14 protein-coding genes and 1 other RNA gene are annotated in these 15,251 nt (G+C 69.2%); 7 read left to right on the forward strand and 8 right to left on the reverse strand.

Going from position 1 to position 15,251, the window contains the following annotated elements; translation table 11 throughout:
• The first annotated feature begins 4 nt into the window (after positions 1-4).
• Entirely contained in the window at positions 5-694 is a 690-nt protein-coding gene (locus AC4GYY_RS14610; RefSeq protein WP_491122012.1) for an N-acetylmuramoyl-L-alanine amidase, read from the forward strand.
• On the opposite strand, the gene AC4GYY_RS14615 is transcribed toward AC4GYY_RS14610, so the two are convergent.
• Positions 691-1,221 (reverse strand): hypothetical protein, encoded by a 531-nt coding sequence (locus AC4GYY_RS14615; protein WP_491121597.1) that lies wholly within the window; start codon positions 1,219-1,221, stop codon positions 691-693. The genes AC4GYY_RS14610 and AC4GYY_RS14615 overlap by 4 nt on opposite strands.
• A gap of 127 nt (positions 1,222-1,348) precedes the next feature.
• Here AC4GYY_RS14615 and rnpB point away from each other — a divergent pair.
• An RNA gene (gene rnpB / locus AC4GYY_RS14620) (RNase P RNA component class A) lies at positions 1,349-1,746 on the forward strand.
• A gap of 12 nt (positions 1,747-1,758) precedes the next feature.
• On the opposite strand, the gene AC4GYY_RS14625 is transcribed toward rnpB, so the two are convergent.
• Positions 1,759-2,763 (reverse strand): LacI family DNA-binding transcriptional regulator, encoded by a 1,005-nt coding sequence (locus AC4GYY_RS14625; RefSeq protein WP_491121599.1) that lies wholly within the window; start codon positions 2,761-2,763, stop codon positions 1,759-1,761.
• Positions 2,760-3,986, reverse strand: coding sequence for an MFS transporter (locus AC4GYY_RS14630; protein WP_491121600.1), 1,227 nt, complete (start codon positions 3,984-3,986; stop codon positions 2,760-2,762). Before AC4GYY_RS14630 ends, AC4GYY_RS14625 begins: the two co-directional genes overlap by 4 nt.
• 365 nt (positions 3,987-4,351) lie before the next feature.
• Between AC4GYY_RS14630 and AC4GYY_RS14635 the strand changes: the two genes are divergently transcribed.
• The gene (locus AC4GYY_RS14635) at positions 4,352-5,260 is read left to right on the forward strand and encodes a M10 family metallopeptidase C-terminal domain-containing protein (protein ID WP_491121601.1); all 909 of its coding nucleotides are present in this window, start codon (positions 4,352-4,354) and stop codon (positions 5,258-5,260) included.
• A 46-nt stretch (positions 5,261-5,306) separates the two neighbouring features.
• On the opposite strand, the gene AC4GYY_RS14640 is transcribed toward AC4GYY_RS14635, so the two are convergent.
• Together AC4GYY_RS14640 and sppA are read right to left on the reverse strand one after the other, a co-directional pair.
• Positions 5,307-5,870 carry a GNAT family N-acetyltransferase gene (locus tag AC4GYY_RS14640; protein ID WP_491121602.1) on the reverse strand — a complete coding sequence of 188 codons (564 nt, stop codon included), beginning with the start codon at positions 5,868-5,870 and terminating at the stop codon, positions 5,307-5,309.
• The gene (sppA, locus tag AC4GYY_RS14645; RefSeq protein ID WP_491121603.1) at positions 5,867-7,741 is read right to left on the reverse strand and encodes a signal peptide peptidase SppA; all 1,875 of its coding nucleotides are present in this window, start codon (positions 7,739-7,741) and stop codon (positions 5,867-5,869) included. Before sppA ends, AC4GYY_RS14640 begins: the two co-directional genes overlap by 4 nt.
• A 105-nt stretch (positions 7,742-7,846) precedes the next feature.
• On the opposite strand from sppA, the gene AC4GYY_RS14650 reads away from it, so the two are divergent.
• Positions 7,847-8,743: a DMT family transporter gene (locus AC4GYY_RS14650; RefSeq protein ID WP_491121604.1), complete on the forward strand. Its 897-nt coding sequence runs from the start codon at positions 7,847-7,849 to the stop codon at positions 8,741-8,743.
• Between the two features lie 21 nt (positions 8,744-8,764).
• Here the strand turns inward: AC4GYY_RS14650 and AC4GYY_RS14655 are convergent, their stop codons facing one another.
• Positions 8,765-9,436 (reverse strand): anti-sigma factor, encoded by a 672-nt coding sequence (locus AC4GYY_RS14655; protein WP_491121605.1) that lies wholly within the window; start codon positions 9,434-9,436, stop codon positions 8,765-8,767.
• Positions 9,420-9,977 carry a sigma-70 family RNA polymerase sigma factor gene (locus tag AC4GYY_RS14660; protein WP_491121606.1) on the reverse strand — a complete coding sequence of 186 codons (558 nt, stop codon included), beginning with the start codon at positions 9,975-9,977 and terminating at the stop codon, positions 9,420-9,422. Before AC4GYY_RS14660 ends, AC4GYY_RS14655 begins: the two co-directional genes overlap by 17 nt.
• 226 nt (positions 9,978-10,203) lie before the next feature.
• Here AC4GYY_RS14660 and AC4GYY_RS14665 point away from each other — a divergent pair, with 226 nt between their 5' ends.
• The 3 genes from AC4GYY_RS14665 (at position 10,204) to groL (ending at position 13,724) form a co-directional block, all read left to right on the forward strand.
• Entirely contained in the window at positions 10,204-11,613 is a 1,410-nt protein-coding gene (locus AC4GYY_RS14665; protein ID WP_491121607.1) for an MATE family efflux transporter, read from the forward strand.
• Positions 11,614-11,736: 123 nt separating this feature from the next.
• Positions 11,737-12,030 (forward strand): co-chaperone GroES, encoded by a 294-nt coding sequence (groES, locus tag AC4GYY_RS14670; RefSeq protein ID WP_491121608.1) that lies wholly within the window; start codon positions 11,737-11,739, stop codon positions 12,028-12,030.
• A 50-nt stretch (positions 12,031-12,080) separates the two neighbouring features.
• Complete coding sequence (groL, locus tag AC4GYY_RS14675) at positions 12,081-13,724, forward strand: chaperonin GroEL (RefSeq protein WP_491121610.1); 1,644 nt, start codon at positions 12,081-12,083, stop codon at positions 13,722-13,724.
• Positions 13,725-14,187: 463 nt separating this feature from the next.
• On the opposite strand, the gene AC4GYY_RS14680 is transcribed toward groL, so the two are convergent.
• Positions 14,188-15,240 carry a mannose-1-phosphate guanylyltransferase/mannose-6-phosphate isomerase gene (locus AC4GYY_RS14680; protein WP_491121611.1) on the reverse strand — a complete coding sequence of 351 codons (1,053 nt, stop codon included), beginning with the start codon at positions 15,238-15,240 and terminating at the stop codon, positions 14,188-14,190.
• Positions 15,241-15,251 lie beyond the last annotated feature (11 nt).

A 15,251-nucleotide genomic window follows, 5' to 3' on the forward strand; every position in this document is an offset into this window, starting at 1 on the left:
GACCATGACCTTCATCGACGCGCCGTCCCCCAATTTCGACGAGCGGACCGCGCCGATCGGCATGATCGTGCTCCACTACACCGGGATGCAGGACGCCGAGGCGGCGCTCCGGCGGCTGCGCGATCCCGAAGCGAAGGTGTCGAGCCACTATCTGGTGGCGGAGGACGGCACGGTGCTGCGGCTGGTCGACGAGGCGAAGCGCGCCTGGCACGCGGGGCGATCGCACTGGCGCGGGTGGGACGGGGTCAACGACGTCTCGGTCGGGATCGAGATCGTCAATCCGGGGCACGAGTTCGGCTATCGTCCTTTCCCCGACGAGCAGATCGACGCGGTAATCCGGCTCGTCGCCGAGATCAAGGAGCGTCACCAGATCACCCGCGGCAATGTGGTGGGGCATTCGGACGTCGCCCCGGCGCGCAAGCGCGATCCGGGCGAGTTCTTTCCCTGGAACCGGCTCGCCCGGCTGCGGCTGGCGCTGCCGCGGCCGACGAAGAACCTGATGGACCCGCAGTGGACCCAAGGCGGCTTCCTCCTCGCGCTCGAGCGGTTCGGTTATGACGTGGCCGATCCGATGGCGGCGATCATGGCGTTCCAGCGGCGGTTCCGCCCCGAGCTGATCGACGGCGAGATCGACGCCGAATGCCGGATGATCCTGCTCGCCCTGCTGCTTCCCAAGCCGACCGGGGACGACTAGCGCGCCGCCTGGGTGGCAAGGAGAAGATCGGGGTGCAGCGCGCCGACGGCCATCTCGACCATCGTGACCGCCGTCAGGATCAAGCAGATCGTCGACGGCACGAGATACCCGATCAGCTTGACCCGCCCGGCATCGCCGACGACGTCGTTGATGTATCTGACCGGATTGTTCTCATCGCTCTTGTATTTGAAGAGCAAGGTCAGGATAAGATCGAGCTTGAGCTGGGCGCGGTGAACGGACTGTTGCAATGCCCAGGACAACAGCGTGCCGCCAAGCAGAAGCGCAATCGAATAGCCGAGATGCTCCCGCAAGTTGTAAGCGGCCGTGGCCAGCACGGCAGTAACCGCGAGAAAGAGTGTCAACCGCTTATAGACCAGATCCTCCATGAACTGGCGCTCTTGAAAGATGGTCCACTCGCCCGGTATTGAAAGCTCGATGGAGCGCTCGGTCGGTGCGGGGACGTTCGGAAGGAGCCATTCGCGCAACGACCGACGGTTCCGGACTGGAACTTGGGTGGACTCTTCCATTCGGCGTCCTCCTGTCCAGGATTCGCATGTCGAGGCAACGTACGTCTGACGGGACGGCGCGCAAGGGCCGATCGCACCGAAATGAAGCTCTTTCGAGCTGCCGCCGAATCCGCTAGGTGGGGTGACGCCAGAGGGCCGGGCGGCCGCGTCGTGTGCGAGCACGCCGAGGAAAGTCCGGGCTCCGCGGAACGACGGTGGCGGGTAACGCCCGCCGGCTTCGGGGGTTCGCCTCCGGGGTTAGGGACAGTGCCACAGAGAGCAGACGGCGAAGGCTTCGGCCCCGCCACGGTGAAAGGGTGCGGCAAGAGCGCACCGCGCGCGCCGGTAACGGCCGCGGCACGGCAAACCCCACCGGGAGCAAGACCGAATAGGGGTGGCGAGGGGCTTTCGGGCTCAGGGGCGTGTTCCCGCCTGCCGCCCGGGTTGGTCGCTTGAGCCTGTCGGCGACGGCAGGCCTAGAGGAATGGTCGCCCATCCGTTCGCGAGGACGGTGGACAGAACCCGGCTTACAGGCCCTCTGGCGCTTCGTTCCCCCCGCTATCGACCCACTCGACCCGAACTGCCCCGCTCGACCAGCGAGTACGGCAGCTCCACCGTCCCCCCGTTCGCGCCCCCCGGACCGACCAGCTGATCGACCGCCGCCGCGGCCATCTCCAGATTCGGCTGACGGATCGTCGTCAGCTGGGGCCAGGCGATGCGGGCGAACTGGGCGTCGTCGAAGCCGACGACGGACAGCTGCTGCGGCACCTGGATGCCGTAGCGGACGCAGACCATCAGCGTGGCCAACGCCATCTCGTCGTTGCTCGCGAACACCGCCGTCGGGCGATCCTCCCCCGCGAGCAAAGCCTCCGCGGCGGCCATGCCGGCCCGGAAGCTGAAGTCGCCCTGCATCACGCGCTTGGTCGGGGGGGTCAGTCCGGCGGCGCGCATCGCGTCGGCGAAGCCTAGCCAGCGCTCGCCGGCGGCGCTGTGCGCGGGATTGCCGCGGATGAAGCCGATGTCGGTGTGGCCGAGCGCGAGGAGGTGTTCGGTCAGCTCGCGCGCGGCGGCGCGGTCGTCCATCCGAACCTGCGGCGTACGCTCGGGCGCCTGCGCCGGGGCGATGCGGACCACGGGTACCTTGTGCGCCTCGAGCATGTCGAGCAGCTCCATCCAGTCGCATACGGGAGGCGCCAGGACCGCGCCGGCGAGCCGCAGCTCGTGGAGCGTGGCGTCCAGGCGGGCCAGCCAGTCCGGCTGGGTGCGATCGACCTGCTCGACGACGAGATGGTGGCTCAGCTCACGGCAGCGCGCGATCGCCCCGCGCTGGACATCGGCGGCGTACGCGGTCGAAGGCTCGTCGAAGAACAGCCCGATGAGGAAGGTCCGCGCGCTGGAGAGCCCGCGGGCGAAGGCGTTGGGCCGGTAATCGAGCGCGGTGACGACGCGCATCACCGCCTCGCGCACCTCGGGCCGGACGTGCGCCTCGCCGTTGATGACGCGCGAGACCGTCTTCGGGGAGACGCCGGCCTGCGCGGCGACGTCGCGGATGGTGACCGTCATGCGGTGTAGCTCCTGCCCCTGAACAGCGCGAAGGCGGCGATCACGACATAGCAGAGCGCGGGCAGCGCCAGCGAGGCCGCAAGCGTGGTCGCGTCCGCCAGCATCCCCGTCAGCACCGGGATCACCGCGCCGCCGACGACCGCCATGCACAGCACCATCGAGGCGTAGGGGGCGACTGACGGGTCGTCGGGAAGCGCGAGGGCGAAGAGGGTCGGGTACATGATCGAGTTGCACAGCCCCACCGCGATCAGTGCGATTGCGCCCGTCATCCCGCTCGCGCCGGTCGCCGCGAGCGTCAACCCGGTCGCGCCGAGGGCCATGGCCGCGAGCAGACGCGGCGGCGGCCAGCGGGTCAGGAGCGCGGCGCCCGCGAACCGGCCGATCATCGCGCCCGCCCAGTACAGGCTGACCAGCCGGCCTGCCGCGACCGGCGTGACGCCCAGGATGTCCGGCTGGACGAGATAGTTGGTCAGCAGCGTCCCGATCGTCACCTCCGCGCCGACGTAGCCGAACATCGCCACGCTCCCGGTCAGCAGCCGGCGGTCGGCGAGCACGCGCCCGAGCGCGGCGACGGGGATGCGGCGCGGCTCGCTCAGCCCTTGCAGGAGATCGCGCGCAGCCCAGAAGCTCCAGGCGATGGCGACGAGCACGACGATCGCGCCGACGAACGGAAGGGAGAGGGTGGCCCAGGCGCGGTCGTCGCCTTCGGCGCTGCGCTCGGTCAGCAGGAACGACGCGCCGATCAGCGGGGCCAGCACGGTGCCGATCGAGTTGAAGCCCTGCAGAAGGGTCATCCGCGGCACGGCACGCGCCTCGGTCTCGATCACGGCAATGACGATGTTGCCTGCGATCTGAAGGAAGGTGATGCCCCCCGCGAGCGTCAGCAACGCGATCAGCACGCCGGGATAGCTCTGCCCGCGCGCTGCGGCGATGAACCCGGCACAACCGAGCGCCATCACCGCCGTGCCCCAGGCGATCCCGCGCATATAGCCGATCCGCACCAGCGCGGCGGTGATCGGCAGCGCGAACAGGAGGTAGCTCGAGTGGAAGGCGAGCTGGACCAGCGACGCCTGGGTATAGTCCAGCCCCATCAGCAGCTTGAGGCGCGGCACCAGCAGGCTGACCAGCGAGACGACGAAGCCGCCCATGAAGTAGGTGCCGATCGACAGCCGGAACAGGCGCGAGGCGAGGCCCGGATCGGGAGCGACGGTGTGGGCGGGCATCAAACGGATTGAAGAGCGCGGTGGCGGCGGACGCAAGCGAAACCGTGAACTCGACCGATCCGCGGGACGGAGCGATCCCGATAGTCCGGCGCGCCTGCTCGTGCGACGGACGCGATCCTTTGCACCGAGGAGGCGTCCGGTCGCCGCTCTCTTTATGGGACGACTTGAACGCTCCAGTGCATCATCAACCCTGGACCGGCGTTCTTTCTCTTACGCCTGGCGCTGAAAGCTCCATCGAGTCAGCGCTGTGCCATTGTCACGCCTATCGCCGCTGGGCAGTCCCATCTACGGTGATCGGGGTCCGTCGCTCGGTCGACTTTGATATCGTGCTTCACGCCTGCGTAGCAAACGTCGGGAGTGCGAAGATGAGCAAGTGGAAGGACGCATCCGGATCTCGCGATGTCCCGACCGCGGAATCACTGGTCTGGTTCGGAGTTCGTGATTTCGAAGGCACGTCGCGCGACGACACCCTTCGCGGAACGGTGAAGGCGGATCACTTCGACATGAGCCAGGGCGGAGATGACGTGATCGACGCTCGCCGGGGCGACGATACGATCTACTATGGCGCGGCGCTGACCGAGGCGGACCATGTCGAGGCCGGCTCGGGCTTTGACACGCTGATCCTCGACGGCGACTATTCCGCCGGACTCGCGCTCAGCGCCTCGGTCGTCCATTCGGCCGATCTCATCGGGCTGGCGGGCGGCCATTCTTATGCCTTCACCATCAAGGGGGCCGTGACCAGCCGGATCGACGGCAGCGCGCTCGGCGCAGGCGAGAACCTCCATGTCGACGCCACGAAGTCCGACTATTTCATCGAGGTTACGGGCGGGGCGGGCGACGATGTCCTGATCGGGATGAATACGCGCGTGATCGGCGGCGACGGCGACGACGTGATCAGTTCGATCCCGGGTTATGGCGTGTCGATGTATGGCGGCGCAGGATCGGACACGATGTCCGGCCAGTATGCGTTCTTCATCTATTCGGAGCTGAGCGACAGCACGCGCGCTCGCCCCGACCTGATCCTCGACTACGTCAGCGATCCCGACGGACATCGGATCGCACTCGCCGCGATCGACGCGGACATCACGCAGGCCGGTGACCAGGCGTTTCACCTGGGCGCGACGCCGGGCCACACTGGCGATCTCACCATCAGGTACGATGCCCAATTGGACCTCACCATCGTCCGCGCCTTCGTCGACGGCGACGCCAAGCCCGACATGGTGATCCATTTTCAGGGGTACGTTCCCTTGACCGCGCACGACTTTTCGCTCTGACCGCGCGGCGGGTACGGTTCGCCGTTTCCGCGGCTTGCAGGCCGGGTCACGCCCGCTGCACACCCACTTCGGCGAAGGGCCTGGGCTCGACGGGCGGTGTCGCGGGTTCGGCGAGTTCGCACTGCCACCAGCCGACGTCGATCCAGCGGCCGTTCTTGTAGCCGACTTCGCGCGTCACCCCCGCGCGCCGGAAGCCGACCGATTCGTGCAGCGCGATCGATCGGTCGTTCGGCAGCGCGATCACGCCGATCGCCTGGGTGAAGCCCTGCGCGCGAAGCGTGTCGACCAGCGCCGCGTATAGCAGCTGGCCGACGCCCTGGCGCTGGGCGACATCCGCGACATAGACGGTTGTCTCGACCACCCAGCGATAGGCGGCGCGCTCGCGGAAGCGGGTGGCATAGGCGTAGCCGATCACTCCCGCCGCCTCTCCCACGCCCTCGGTCGCGACGAGCCAGGGGTAGAGGCCTTCGAACTTCGCCATCCGTCGCCGCATTTCGCGTGCGTCGGGGGCCTCGGTCTCGAAGGTCGCCTCGCCGACGATCGCATGGGGCGCGTAGATCGCAGCGATCGCCGCCCCGTCCTCGGGCGTGGCGGCACGGATCGCGATCACAGGCCGAACCTCGCCAGCAACGCTGCGAAGAGCGTCCGGTCGTCGGTCGACGCCTGCGCGGGTCCCATCCCGCCGCATTCGAGGCAGCGCGCCTGCACCGCGGCGGATGCGAGCGCCAGCCGACGGACGTCGCCCAGCGCCTGCGCGAGCAGTTGGCGCTGGCCGGCGGCGACAGCCGCGAAGGCGTCGGCGGGGGCGCCCGCGTCGTCCGTATCGCGGGTCATCTGCCCCGCCAGCTGGGCGAACCAGCCCGGCTGCTTCTCCAGATATTGGACCTGGACGGTCTTGGGGTCGAGCTTCGCCCGCCGCGCCGCCTCGGCAATCGCGTCGCCCAGCGTCCCGAACCGGTCGACCAGCCCGATCTGCCGCGCGGTCCCGCCGTCCCAGACACGGCCCTGCGCGATCTCGTTGACCCGCTCCGGGGTCATGTGGCGCGCGGTGGCGACACGGGCGATGAACTGGCGATAGCCGTTGTCGATCGCCGCCTGGAGCACCGCGTCGACCTGCGGGTTGGTGCCTGCGAACACGTCGGGCTGGCCGGAAAGCGGCGTCGTCTTCACCCCATCGGCGGTAACGCCGATCTTGGCCAGGGTCTTCTCGAAGGTCGGGATGATCCCGAAGATTCCGATCGAGCCGGTGATCGTGGTCGGCTCGGCAAAGATCGCGTCGCCCGCGGTCGACACCCAATAGCCGCCCGATGCCGCGACCCCGCCCATCGAGACGACGACGGGCAGCCCGCGTCGCTTCGCCTCCAGCACCGCCTGGCGGATCGTCTCGGACGCGAGCGCCGACCCGCCCGGCGAGTCGACGCGGACGACGAGCGCCTTCAGATTGTCCTTGGCCAGCCCGTCGCGGACGAACTTGGCGATCGTGTCGCCACCCGCCGTGCCGGGATCGGCCTTGCCGTCGACGATGTCGCCCGCCACCGTCACCACGCCGATCGCGCCGGACTTCGCCAGCGGCTTCGCGCCGACGTAGTCGTCGTACGAGATCGTGCGGAATGCGCCCGGACCCTTGGCGGCGTCGGCGCCCGCGATCTCGGCCACGCGCTTGTCGAACGCCATCCGGTCGCCGAGCTTGTCGACGATCCCCGCGGCGAGGTTCGCCCGCGCGATGTCGCCGTTCGCCGCCAGCACCGATTTCGCGGGATCGGTCTGGAAGGCCGCGACCTGCGCCTTGGGCCGCAGCCGCGCGATGCTCTCGCGCCACGACGACAGGAAGGTCGCATAGAGCGCCTGCGACGCTTCGCGCGCCTCCGGCGACTGATCGGCGCGGGTATAGGGCTCGACGAACGACTTGTACTTGCCGACGCGGTAGACGTGGGTGGTGATGCCGAGCTTGTCGATCAGCCCCTTGTAATAGAGCTGCGAGCCACCCGGCCCGGTGAACAGCGCACCGCCCATCGGATCGGTCCAGATCTCGCTCGCCGCCGCCGCCATCCGGTACCCGGCGTCGGTGTAAGCGGTGGCGTAGGCCAGGACGGGCTTGCCGCTCTGCCGGACTCTCAGCAGCGCGTCGGCGACCTCGCCGACGCTCGCCGGATAGCCGCCGCCGAACCCGTCGAGGTCGAGCACCACCGCCTTGACGCGCGCGTCGTCCTTGGCCGCGTCGATCGCGCGGACGACGTCGCGCAGACGGAACTGCTTGCCGACGCGCTGGCCCGAAAGCGCGGCGAAGGGCTGGATCTCCTCGGGTTGCTCCACGATCGATCCGGCGAGGTCGAGGACGAGCGCGCCGTCCTTGATCGCGGTCGGCGCGGGGCGGGCGTTGAGCGCGGCGAACAGCGCGCCGAAGAACAGCAGCATCGCGACGAGCACCAGCGCGTCCTTGATGCCGACCAGCAATTTCCACGCGCCGCGAACGAGTTTCATGGATAGGCTCCGGGTGAGCCTCGCCTGTAGCCCGGCGTGTCATGCTTCAGCAATACGCTTCGAAGCGACTGGCGGGCGGCGTTCCGTTCTGCGACGAGACGCGCGATGCGGCCGCGCGACTTCCTGATCCTCGTCTTCGTGTGTCTCGTCTGGGGCTATTCGAACGTCCTGAGCAAGACCGTCGTCGGGACCTGGGGCGTCCCGCCGCTGTTCTTCGCCGCGCTGCGGTTCGCGGTGGTGATCGCGGCGACGGCGCGGTGGCTGTGGCCGATGCCGCGGCCGCGCTGGCGGATCGTCGCCATCGGGCTGTGCATGGGGGCGGGCAATTTCGCGCTGCTGTTCCTGGGGCTCCAGACCGCGAGCCCGTCGGCGGCGGGGATCGTCGTGCAGATCGGCGTGCCGTTCACGACGATGCTGTCGGTAGTGGTACTGGGCGAGCGCATCCACTGGCGGCGCGCGCTCGGCATCACGCTGACGCTCGCGGGCGTGGTGCTGGTGGTGTGGAACCCGCAAGGCCTGCACCTGTCGGCCGGACTGTGGTTCGTCGTCGGCGCGGCGGCGGCAGGATCGGTCGGCGCGGTCTTGATGAAGCAGGTCGAGGATGTCGCGCCGTTGCGGTTTCAGGCGTGGGTGGGGCTGGTGTCGTTCGCGCCGCTCGCGCTCGCCTCCGCGCTGTTCGAGCGTGGGCAATGGGCGAGCGCGGCGGCGGCGGGCTGGCCGTTCGTCGCTGCGGTGCTGTTCGCGGCGCTGGTCGTGTCGGTGCTGGCGCACACGGCCTATTACGGGCTGATCGGGCGCTACGAGGCGAATCTGCTGGCGCCGCTGACGCTGATGACGCCGCTGGCGACGATCGGGTTCGGGGTGTGGCTCACCGGCGATCGGCTCGACACGCGGATGATCGCCGGCGCGACGCTGGCGCTGGCGGGGGTGCTGGTGGTGGCGCTCAGGGCCGGGGCGGCGAAGGGCGGCACGCCGCTGCTGGCGGAACGGGAAGTGGCGTGACCGGCGTCCGCACTCGGCGCGTCAGATCGGTCTGAGTTCGCCGCTCGCGACCACGGGTCCGGCCGGCAGCCCGGTCGGCGAACCTCCCGGCTGCTCGATGGTGACCGCGAGCGTGGCCCCCTGCGCGAGCGCGGCGCGGTCGGTGTCGCGCAGCGCGATGACGGTGGTGCGGGCGCCGGTCAGCACACCGAGCGAATGGGGTACGCCGTCCGCGCCGATCCGCCAGAGCTCGGCGGAACGGCCGCGTGGCACGTCGATCGCCAGCGGCAGGCGCAATTGGCCGCGGTCCGGCTGGTACAGTGCCGCGAACGCCTTGCCCTTCGTGTCGGCGGCGAAGCTCATCGCCGCCGCATAGGTCGGGGAGGCGGGGGGCGCGGGCGAGGGGCCCGCCGCCGGACGGAGGACGAGCGCGAGCGCGAGCGATGCGGCGACGAGCGAGGCCGCGGCGGTTCCCCAACGCCAAGGGTTCGCCGTCGCGCCGAGCCGGGCGAGTGACCGCTCGATCGCCGCCGGTGGTTCCACCTCCGGACACGCCGCGATCAGGCCGACGAAGGCGCTCCGCCACTCGTCGACCGCCGCCGCGAACTCCGGCTCCGCCAGGACGCGGCGCAACCGCGTCGCGCGCTCCTGGCCGTCGACAAGACCGAGCGCCAGCTCGGCGGCGTCGACCTGATCGTCAGGCGTGAGCGCCATCGAGGCACTCCCGCAAGCGCATGAGGCCGCGCCGCACCCGGCTCTTCATCGTGCCGAGCGGGACCGACGCCCGTGCCGCGAGCTCCCCATAGGTGGCCCCTTCGAAGAATGCGGTGCGGATCGCGTCGCGTTGCGGCCCGTCCAGGTCCTCTAGGCACAGGTGAAGGCGTCGCTCCCGTTCGTCGAGCATCAACCGGTCGACAGCCGAAGGCGAGGCGTCCGCGATCGCGGCGAGGGCGTCGGTCGACACCATTCCGGGCCGGTCGGATCGACGCCAGTCGAGCGAGCGGTTCCGCGTCATCGTTCCCAGCCAGGCCATCGCGCTTCCCCGCCCAGGATCGAACCTGTCCGCGCGAAGCCAGATGGTGACGAACACGTCCTGCAACACATCTTCCGCCGCTTTGCGTTCACCGCAGATACGCAGGCAAATGCCGAATAGCTTCGCAGCCGTCAGCCGATAGACCAGACGGAACGCCCGTCGGTCCCCCTTGCCGGTTCGCAGCAGCGCGTCGGTCAACGTCGCGTCGGTCGCTTCTGCCATCCGCTCTCCCCGCAGCCCTCTTGCGCGAAGCGTCCGGAGCGCCTCGGGCCGATCGTCGACCTTGGCGCGGTGTTACGCGGGCGCGTCGCGCCTGCCAACGACCCGTTTGGGTGAGCCGGAACTTTCGGCGGGAACGAGGACGCGGACGCTCTTGAGACCACCGGCGAGGCGCGCGGCCGTCCGGATGGTTTGCAGCAGGCCCGGAACCGCCTAACGCCGCGCCGTCATGGACAACCCCGCTCTCGCGCCGCTCGCCGGCCCGGCGCCCGCGAACGCACGGGCGGAACTGCGCGCGCTCGTGCGGTTGGCGGGGCCGCTGGTAGGGGCGAACCTGCTCCAGATGGCGGTCAGCGCGGTGGACGTGATCTTCGTCGCGCGGCTGGGGACGGTCGAGCTCGCCGCGGCGACGCTCGGCGTGTTCCTGTTCAACCTGCTGATGTACGCCTGCATCGGGCTGACCAGCGCCGCCGCGCCGCTGATCGCCGCCGAGTTGGGCGCCCGCCGTCATGCGGTGCGCGAGGTGCGGCGCAGCTTCCGGATGGCGATGTGGGTCGGCGCGGTCGCGTGCGGGATCGTGATCCTCATCCTGGCGCATGGCGAGACGTTGCTGCGCCTTGCGGGACAGGACGCCGAGGTGGCGCGCCGCGCGGGCCGGTTCCTCGACATCCTGCTGCTGGCGACGATCCCCGGCGTCGCGGCGGGGGTGATGCGGACCGCCGCGGCGGCGCTCGGGCGGCCGGGCTGGGCGTTCCTGGTCACCGGGGTCGCGCTCGCGCTCGGCATCCTGGGCAATTGGGCGTTCGTGTTCGGCCACCTCGGCGCGCCCGCGCTCGGGCTGGAGGGGTCGGCGATCTCCAGCGTGCTGTCGATGTGGGCGATGGCGCTGGTCTATGGACTGATCCTGCGTTTCGACCCGAAGTTGCGGCGCTTTCGGCTGTGGGGGCGCTGGTGGCAAACCGAATGGGTGCGCTTCCGTGAGATCGTGCGGCTGGGCGTGCCGATCATGCTGACCTGGATGTTCGAGGGCGCGCTGTTCGGCGGCGCGGCGCTGCTCATGGGGCTGATCGGGGTCGACGAGGTCGCCGCGCATGCGGTTGCGCTCAATATCGCCGCGGTCGCGTTTCAGGTGCCGTTCGGCGTGGCGCAGGCGGCGACGATCCGGGTCGGGATGGCGTACGGCGCGGGGGATGCGGGATGGGTCGGGCGCGCGGGTCGGGTGGCGCTGGCGGTCGGGATCGGCTTCATGGGGGTGAGCGCGGCCGCAATGTGGGTCGCGCCGCGGCTATTCGTCGCGGCCTACGTCGACGTCGACGCGCCGGCGAACGCCGTCGTGGTGGCGCTGGCGGTCCGCTATCTCGCGGTGGCGGCGGTGTTCCAGCTGGTCGACGGCGCGCAGGCGGTGGCGGCAGGGGTGCTTCGCGGGTTGCAGGACACGCGCGTGCCGATGCTGGTCGCGCTGTTCGGTTACTGGGTGGTCGGCTTCGGCGTGGCGGTGCTGCTGGGCTTCCGGACCCCCCTCGCGGGCGTCGGCATCTGGATCGGCCTGGCGGTCGGGCTGCTGGTCGTCGCGGGGCTGCTGCTGTGGCGCTGGAGCGCGCGCGGACGGCTGGGCCTGCTGGCGCCACGTCCCGCCTGAAAAAAGGTTCCGCGCGGCCCGGTCGCCCCCATTGACGGCATGTGAACGGCCTCACATATGCGGGCTGCTGGCACTCACCCTTGGGGAGTGCCAAACCCAGTCATAGCCAAGTGAGGTACAGCAATGAACTTTCGTCCGTTGCACGACCGTGTTCTCGTCCGCCGCGTCGAGGCGGAGGAGAAGACGGCCGGTGGGATCATCATCCCCGACACCGCCAAGGAGAAGCCGCAGGAGGGCGAGGTCGTCGCCGTCGGCACCGGCACCAAGAGCGAGAAGGACGGCAGCGTCACCCCGCTCGACGTCCAGGCCGGCAACCGCATCCTGTTCGGCAAATGGTCCGGCACCGAGGTCAAGGTCAACGGCGAGGACCTGCTGATCATGAAGGAATCGGACATCCTCGGCATCGTCGAGGGCTGATCGCTTCTTCTCCTCCATTTTTCATCTCACACATCTGAAAGGGTAGCCACATGGCAGCCAAGGACGTGAAATTCAGCCGTGACGCGCGCGAGCGCATCATGAAGGGCGTCGACATCCTGGCCGACGCGGTCAAGGTCACGCTGGGGCCGAAGGGCCGCAACGTCGTGATCGACAAGAGCTTCGGCGCGCCGCGTATCACCAAGGACGGCGTCACCGTCGCCAAGGAGATCGAGCTCAAGGACAAGTTCGAGAACATGGGCGCGCAGATGGTGCGCGAGGTGGCCTCGAAGACCAACGACATCGCCGGCGACGGCACCACCACCGCGACCGTCCTCGCTCAGGCGATCGTCCGCGAGGGCATGAAGTCGGTCGCGGCCGGCATGAACCCGATGGACCTCAAGCGCGGCATCGACCTCGCGACCCTCAAGGTCGTCGAGGACGTCAAGTCGCGCTCGAAGCCCGTCTCGGGCACCAGCGAGATCGCCCAGGTCGGCATCATCTCCGCGAACGGCGACAAGGAAGTCGGCGAGAAGATCGCGGAAGCGATGGAGAAGGTCGGCAAGGAAGGCGTCATCACGGTCGAGGAGGCCAAGGGCCTCGAGTTCGAGCTGGACGTCGTCGAGGGCATGCAGTTCGATCGCGGCTATCTGTCGCCGTACTTCATCACCAACCCGGAGAAGATGTCGGTCGAGCTGACCGATCCGTACATTCTGATCCACGAGAAGAAGCTGTCGTCGCTCCAGGCGATGCTGCCGATCCTCGAGGCGGTGGTGCAGTCGGGCCGTCCGCTGCTGATCATCGCCGAGGACATCGAGGGCGAGGCGCTGGCCACGCTCGTCGTGAACAAGCTGCGCGGCGGCCTGAAGGTCGCGGCCGTCAAGGCGCCGGGCTTCGGCGATCGCCGCAAGGCGATGCTCGAGGACATCGCCGTCCTCACCAAGGGCGAGGTGATCTCCGAGGATCTCGGCATCAAGCTCGAGAACGTGACCGTGGGCATGCTCGGCACCGCCAAGCGCGTGTCGATCGACAAGGACAACACCACGATCGTCGACGGCGCCGGTGACGAAGGCTCGATCAAGGGCCGGGTCGAGGCGATCCGTCAACAGATCGAGGTGACCACCTCCGACTACGACCGTGAGAAGCTCCAGGAGCGTCTGGCGAAGCTCGCGGGCGGCGTGGCCGTCATCAAGGTCGGCGGCGCCACCGAGGTCGAGGTCAAGGAGCGCAAGGACCGCGTCGACGACGCGCTCCACGCGACCCGCGCGGCGGTGGAAGAGGGCATCGTCCCGGGCGGCGGCACCGCGCTGCTCTACGCCACCAAGGCGCTCGACGGCATGAAGGGCGAGAACGACGACCAGACCCGCGGCATCGACATCGTCCGCAAGTCGCTGACCTCGCTGGTTCGCCAGATCGCGATGAACGCCGGCATGGACGGCGCGGTCGTCTCGGGCAAGCTGCTCGACCAGACCGACACCTCGTTCGGCTTCAACGCCCAGACCGAGACCTACGAGAACCTGGTCCAGGCCGGCGTGATCGACCCGACCAAGGTCGTCCGCACCGCGCTGCAGAACGCGGCGTCGGTCGCCGGGCTGCTGATCACCACCGAGGCCGCGGTCTCGGAGATGCCCGAGGACAAGGCGCCGGCCATGCCCGGCGGCGGCATGGGCGGCGGCATGGGCGGGATGGACTTCTGATTTCGGACGGGAGCAGCGAAAGCTGCTCCCGACACGAGGTCGGAACCGCCGGCGGGTCCGCGCAGTCGGACCCGCTCGACGTCAGCGGCCGGCTTCGCCGCTGCCGAGCCAAACCATGGAGGAGGGCTGGACGCACCTGCGTCCGGCCCTCCTTTCGTTTGCGAAAATGGGGTATGCGGATCGTATGGCCACGGTCGCGCTTGATCCGGCGTATCGCCGCGTCCCGGTCTCCGTCGACCTCGCGTCACGACCAGAAGGTAAAGCTGGACGAATATCGCGATCTTGCCGGCGTTTACGAGGTCGTCTTCGTCGACGCCGAATCGGAGTGCGTCCGTCTGGTCAGGCGGACCGGCGACACCGGCTGGATCGACGAACGGCTACAGTCTGGCGAGGACCTCTACTGTCGTCGCTCGACGACTCCATCCCGTCTTCCGAAATCTTCGTGCGGGACTGACCTTGCACGTCAGTCGCGGGTGTTCATCGCCTCCAGCAGCTGCTTGACCTCCTGGCTGCGGCCGCGCGGCAGGATCAGGATGTCGTCGCCGCTCGCGACCACGATCAGGTCGTCGACCCCGACCATCGCGATATGCGCGCGGTCGGTGTGGACGAGGCAGTTCCTGCTGTCGAGCACGGTCACCGTCCCGCGCATCGCATTACCGGATTCATCGAGCGAGGAGACGGCGTGGAGCGCGTCCCAGCTGCCGACGTCGGACCAGCCCATCGCGACCGGGACCACCGCCACGCGGTCGGCCTTCTCCATCACCGCATAGTCGATCGACTCCGACGGGCTGGCGGCGAAGGCCTGGGCGTCGGGGAGGATGCGGTGACCATGGCGTTCGCTCGCGCCCATCGCGCGCTTCGCCGCGTCGAGCATCGCCGGCGCATGGGTCGCCAAAGCGTGGAGGAAAGCGTCGGCGCGGAACAGGAAGATGCCTCCGTTCCAGGCATAGTCGCCCGACGCCAGCATCTGCTCGGCGACCGCGCGCTGCGGCTTTTCGACGAAGCGGTCGACCCGGTGGACTCCTTCGGCCAGCGCCTCGCCGATGCGGATGTAGCCGTAGCCGGTCTCGGGCGCGTCGGGGGTGATGCCGAAGGTGATCAGCCAGCCCTGCTCGACCAGCGGCATGGCGGCGTGGATCGCACGTTGGAAGGCGGCGAGGTCGCCGATGACGTGATCCGACGGCATGACGAGCATCGGCGTCTCGGCGACGTCGACCGCGAGCGCGGCGAGTGCGATCGCGGGGCCGGTGTTGCGCGCCAGCGGCTCCAGCACGAGCAGCGCGTCGACGCCGATTCCGCCTAGCTGGGCGTCGATCTCGTCCGCATGCCGCGCGCCCGCGACGATCATGGGGCGTCCGAACCGTCCGCCGGTGGTCCGCTGCGCCGTCAGCTGGAGCATCGTCTCCTCGGCGGTGAGCGGCAGGAACTGCTTGGGGCGTTCGGGCGTGGACATCGGCCACAGCCGCGTCCCCGATCCGCCCGAGAGAATCACGGGAACGATCGTCGTATCGGTCATTCGGTGCTCCA

The organism is Sphingomonas sp. SP6 (assembly GCF_058313435.1).

Coding starts and splice junctions, on each gene's coding strand:
- AC4GYY_RS14650 (WP_491121604.1), top strand. CDS start 7,847: ATGCGGCCGCGCGACTTCCTGATCCTCGTCTTCGTGTGTCTCGTCTGG.
- groES (WP_491121608.1), top strand. CDS start 11,737: ATGAACTTTCGTCCGTTGCACGACCGTGTTCTCGTCCGCCGCGTCGAG.
- AC4GYY_RS14610 (WP_491122012.1), top strand. CDS start 5: ATGACCTTCATCGACGCGCCGTCCCCCAATTTCGACGAGCGGACCGCG.
- AC4GYY_RS14630 (WP_491121600.1), bottom strand. CDS start 3,986: ATGCCCGCCCACACCGTCGCTCCCGATCCGGGCCTCGCCTCGCGCCTG.
- AC4GYY_RS14665 (WP_491121607.1), top strand. CDS start 10,204: ATGGACAACCCCGCTCTCGCGCCGCTCGCCGGCCCGGCGCCCGCGAAC.
- AC4GYY_RS14635 (WP_491121601.1), top strand. CDS start 4,352: ATGAGCAAGTGGAAGGACGCATCCGGATCTCGCGATGTCCCGACCGCG.
- sppA (WP_491121603.1), bottom strand. CDS start 7,741: ATGAAACTCGTTCGCGGCGCGTGGAAATTGCTGGTCGGCATCAAGGAC.
- AC4GYY_RS14655 (WP_491121605.1), bottom strand. CDS start 9,436: ATGGCGCTCACGCCTGACGATCAGGTCGACGCCGCCGAGCTGGCGCTC.
- AC4GYY_RS14680 (WP_491121611.1), bottom strand. CDS start 15,240: ATGACCGATACGACGATCGTTCCCGTGATTCTCTCGGGCGGATCGGGG.
- AC4GYY_RS14615 (WP_491121597.1), bottom strand. CDS start 1,221: ATGGAAGAGTCCACCCAAGTTCCAGTCCGGAACCGTCGGTCGTTGCGC.
- groL (WP_491121610.1), top strand. CDS start 12,081: ATGGCAGCCAAGGACGTGAAATTCAGCCGTGACGCGCGCGAGCGCATC.
- AC4GYY_RS14660 (WP_491121606.1), bottom strand. CDS start 9,977: ATGGCAGAAGCGACCGACGCGACGTTGACCGACGCGCTGCTGCGAACC.
- AC4GYY_RS14625 (WP_491121599.1), bottom strand. CDS start 2,763: ATGACGGTCACCATCCGCGACGTCGCCGCGCAGGCCGGCGTCTCCCCG.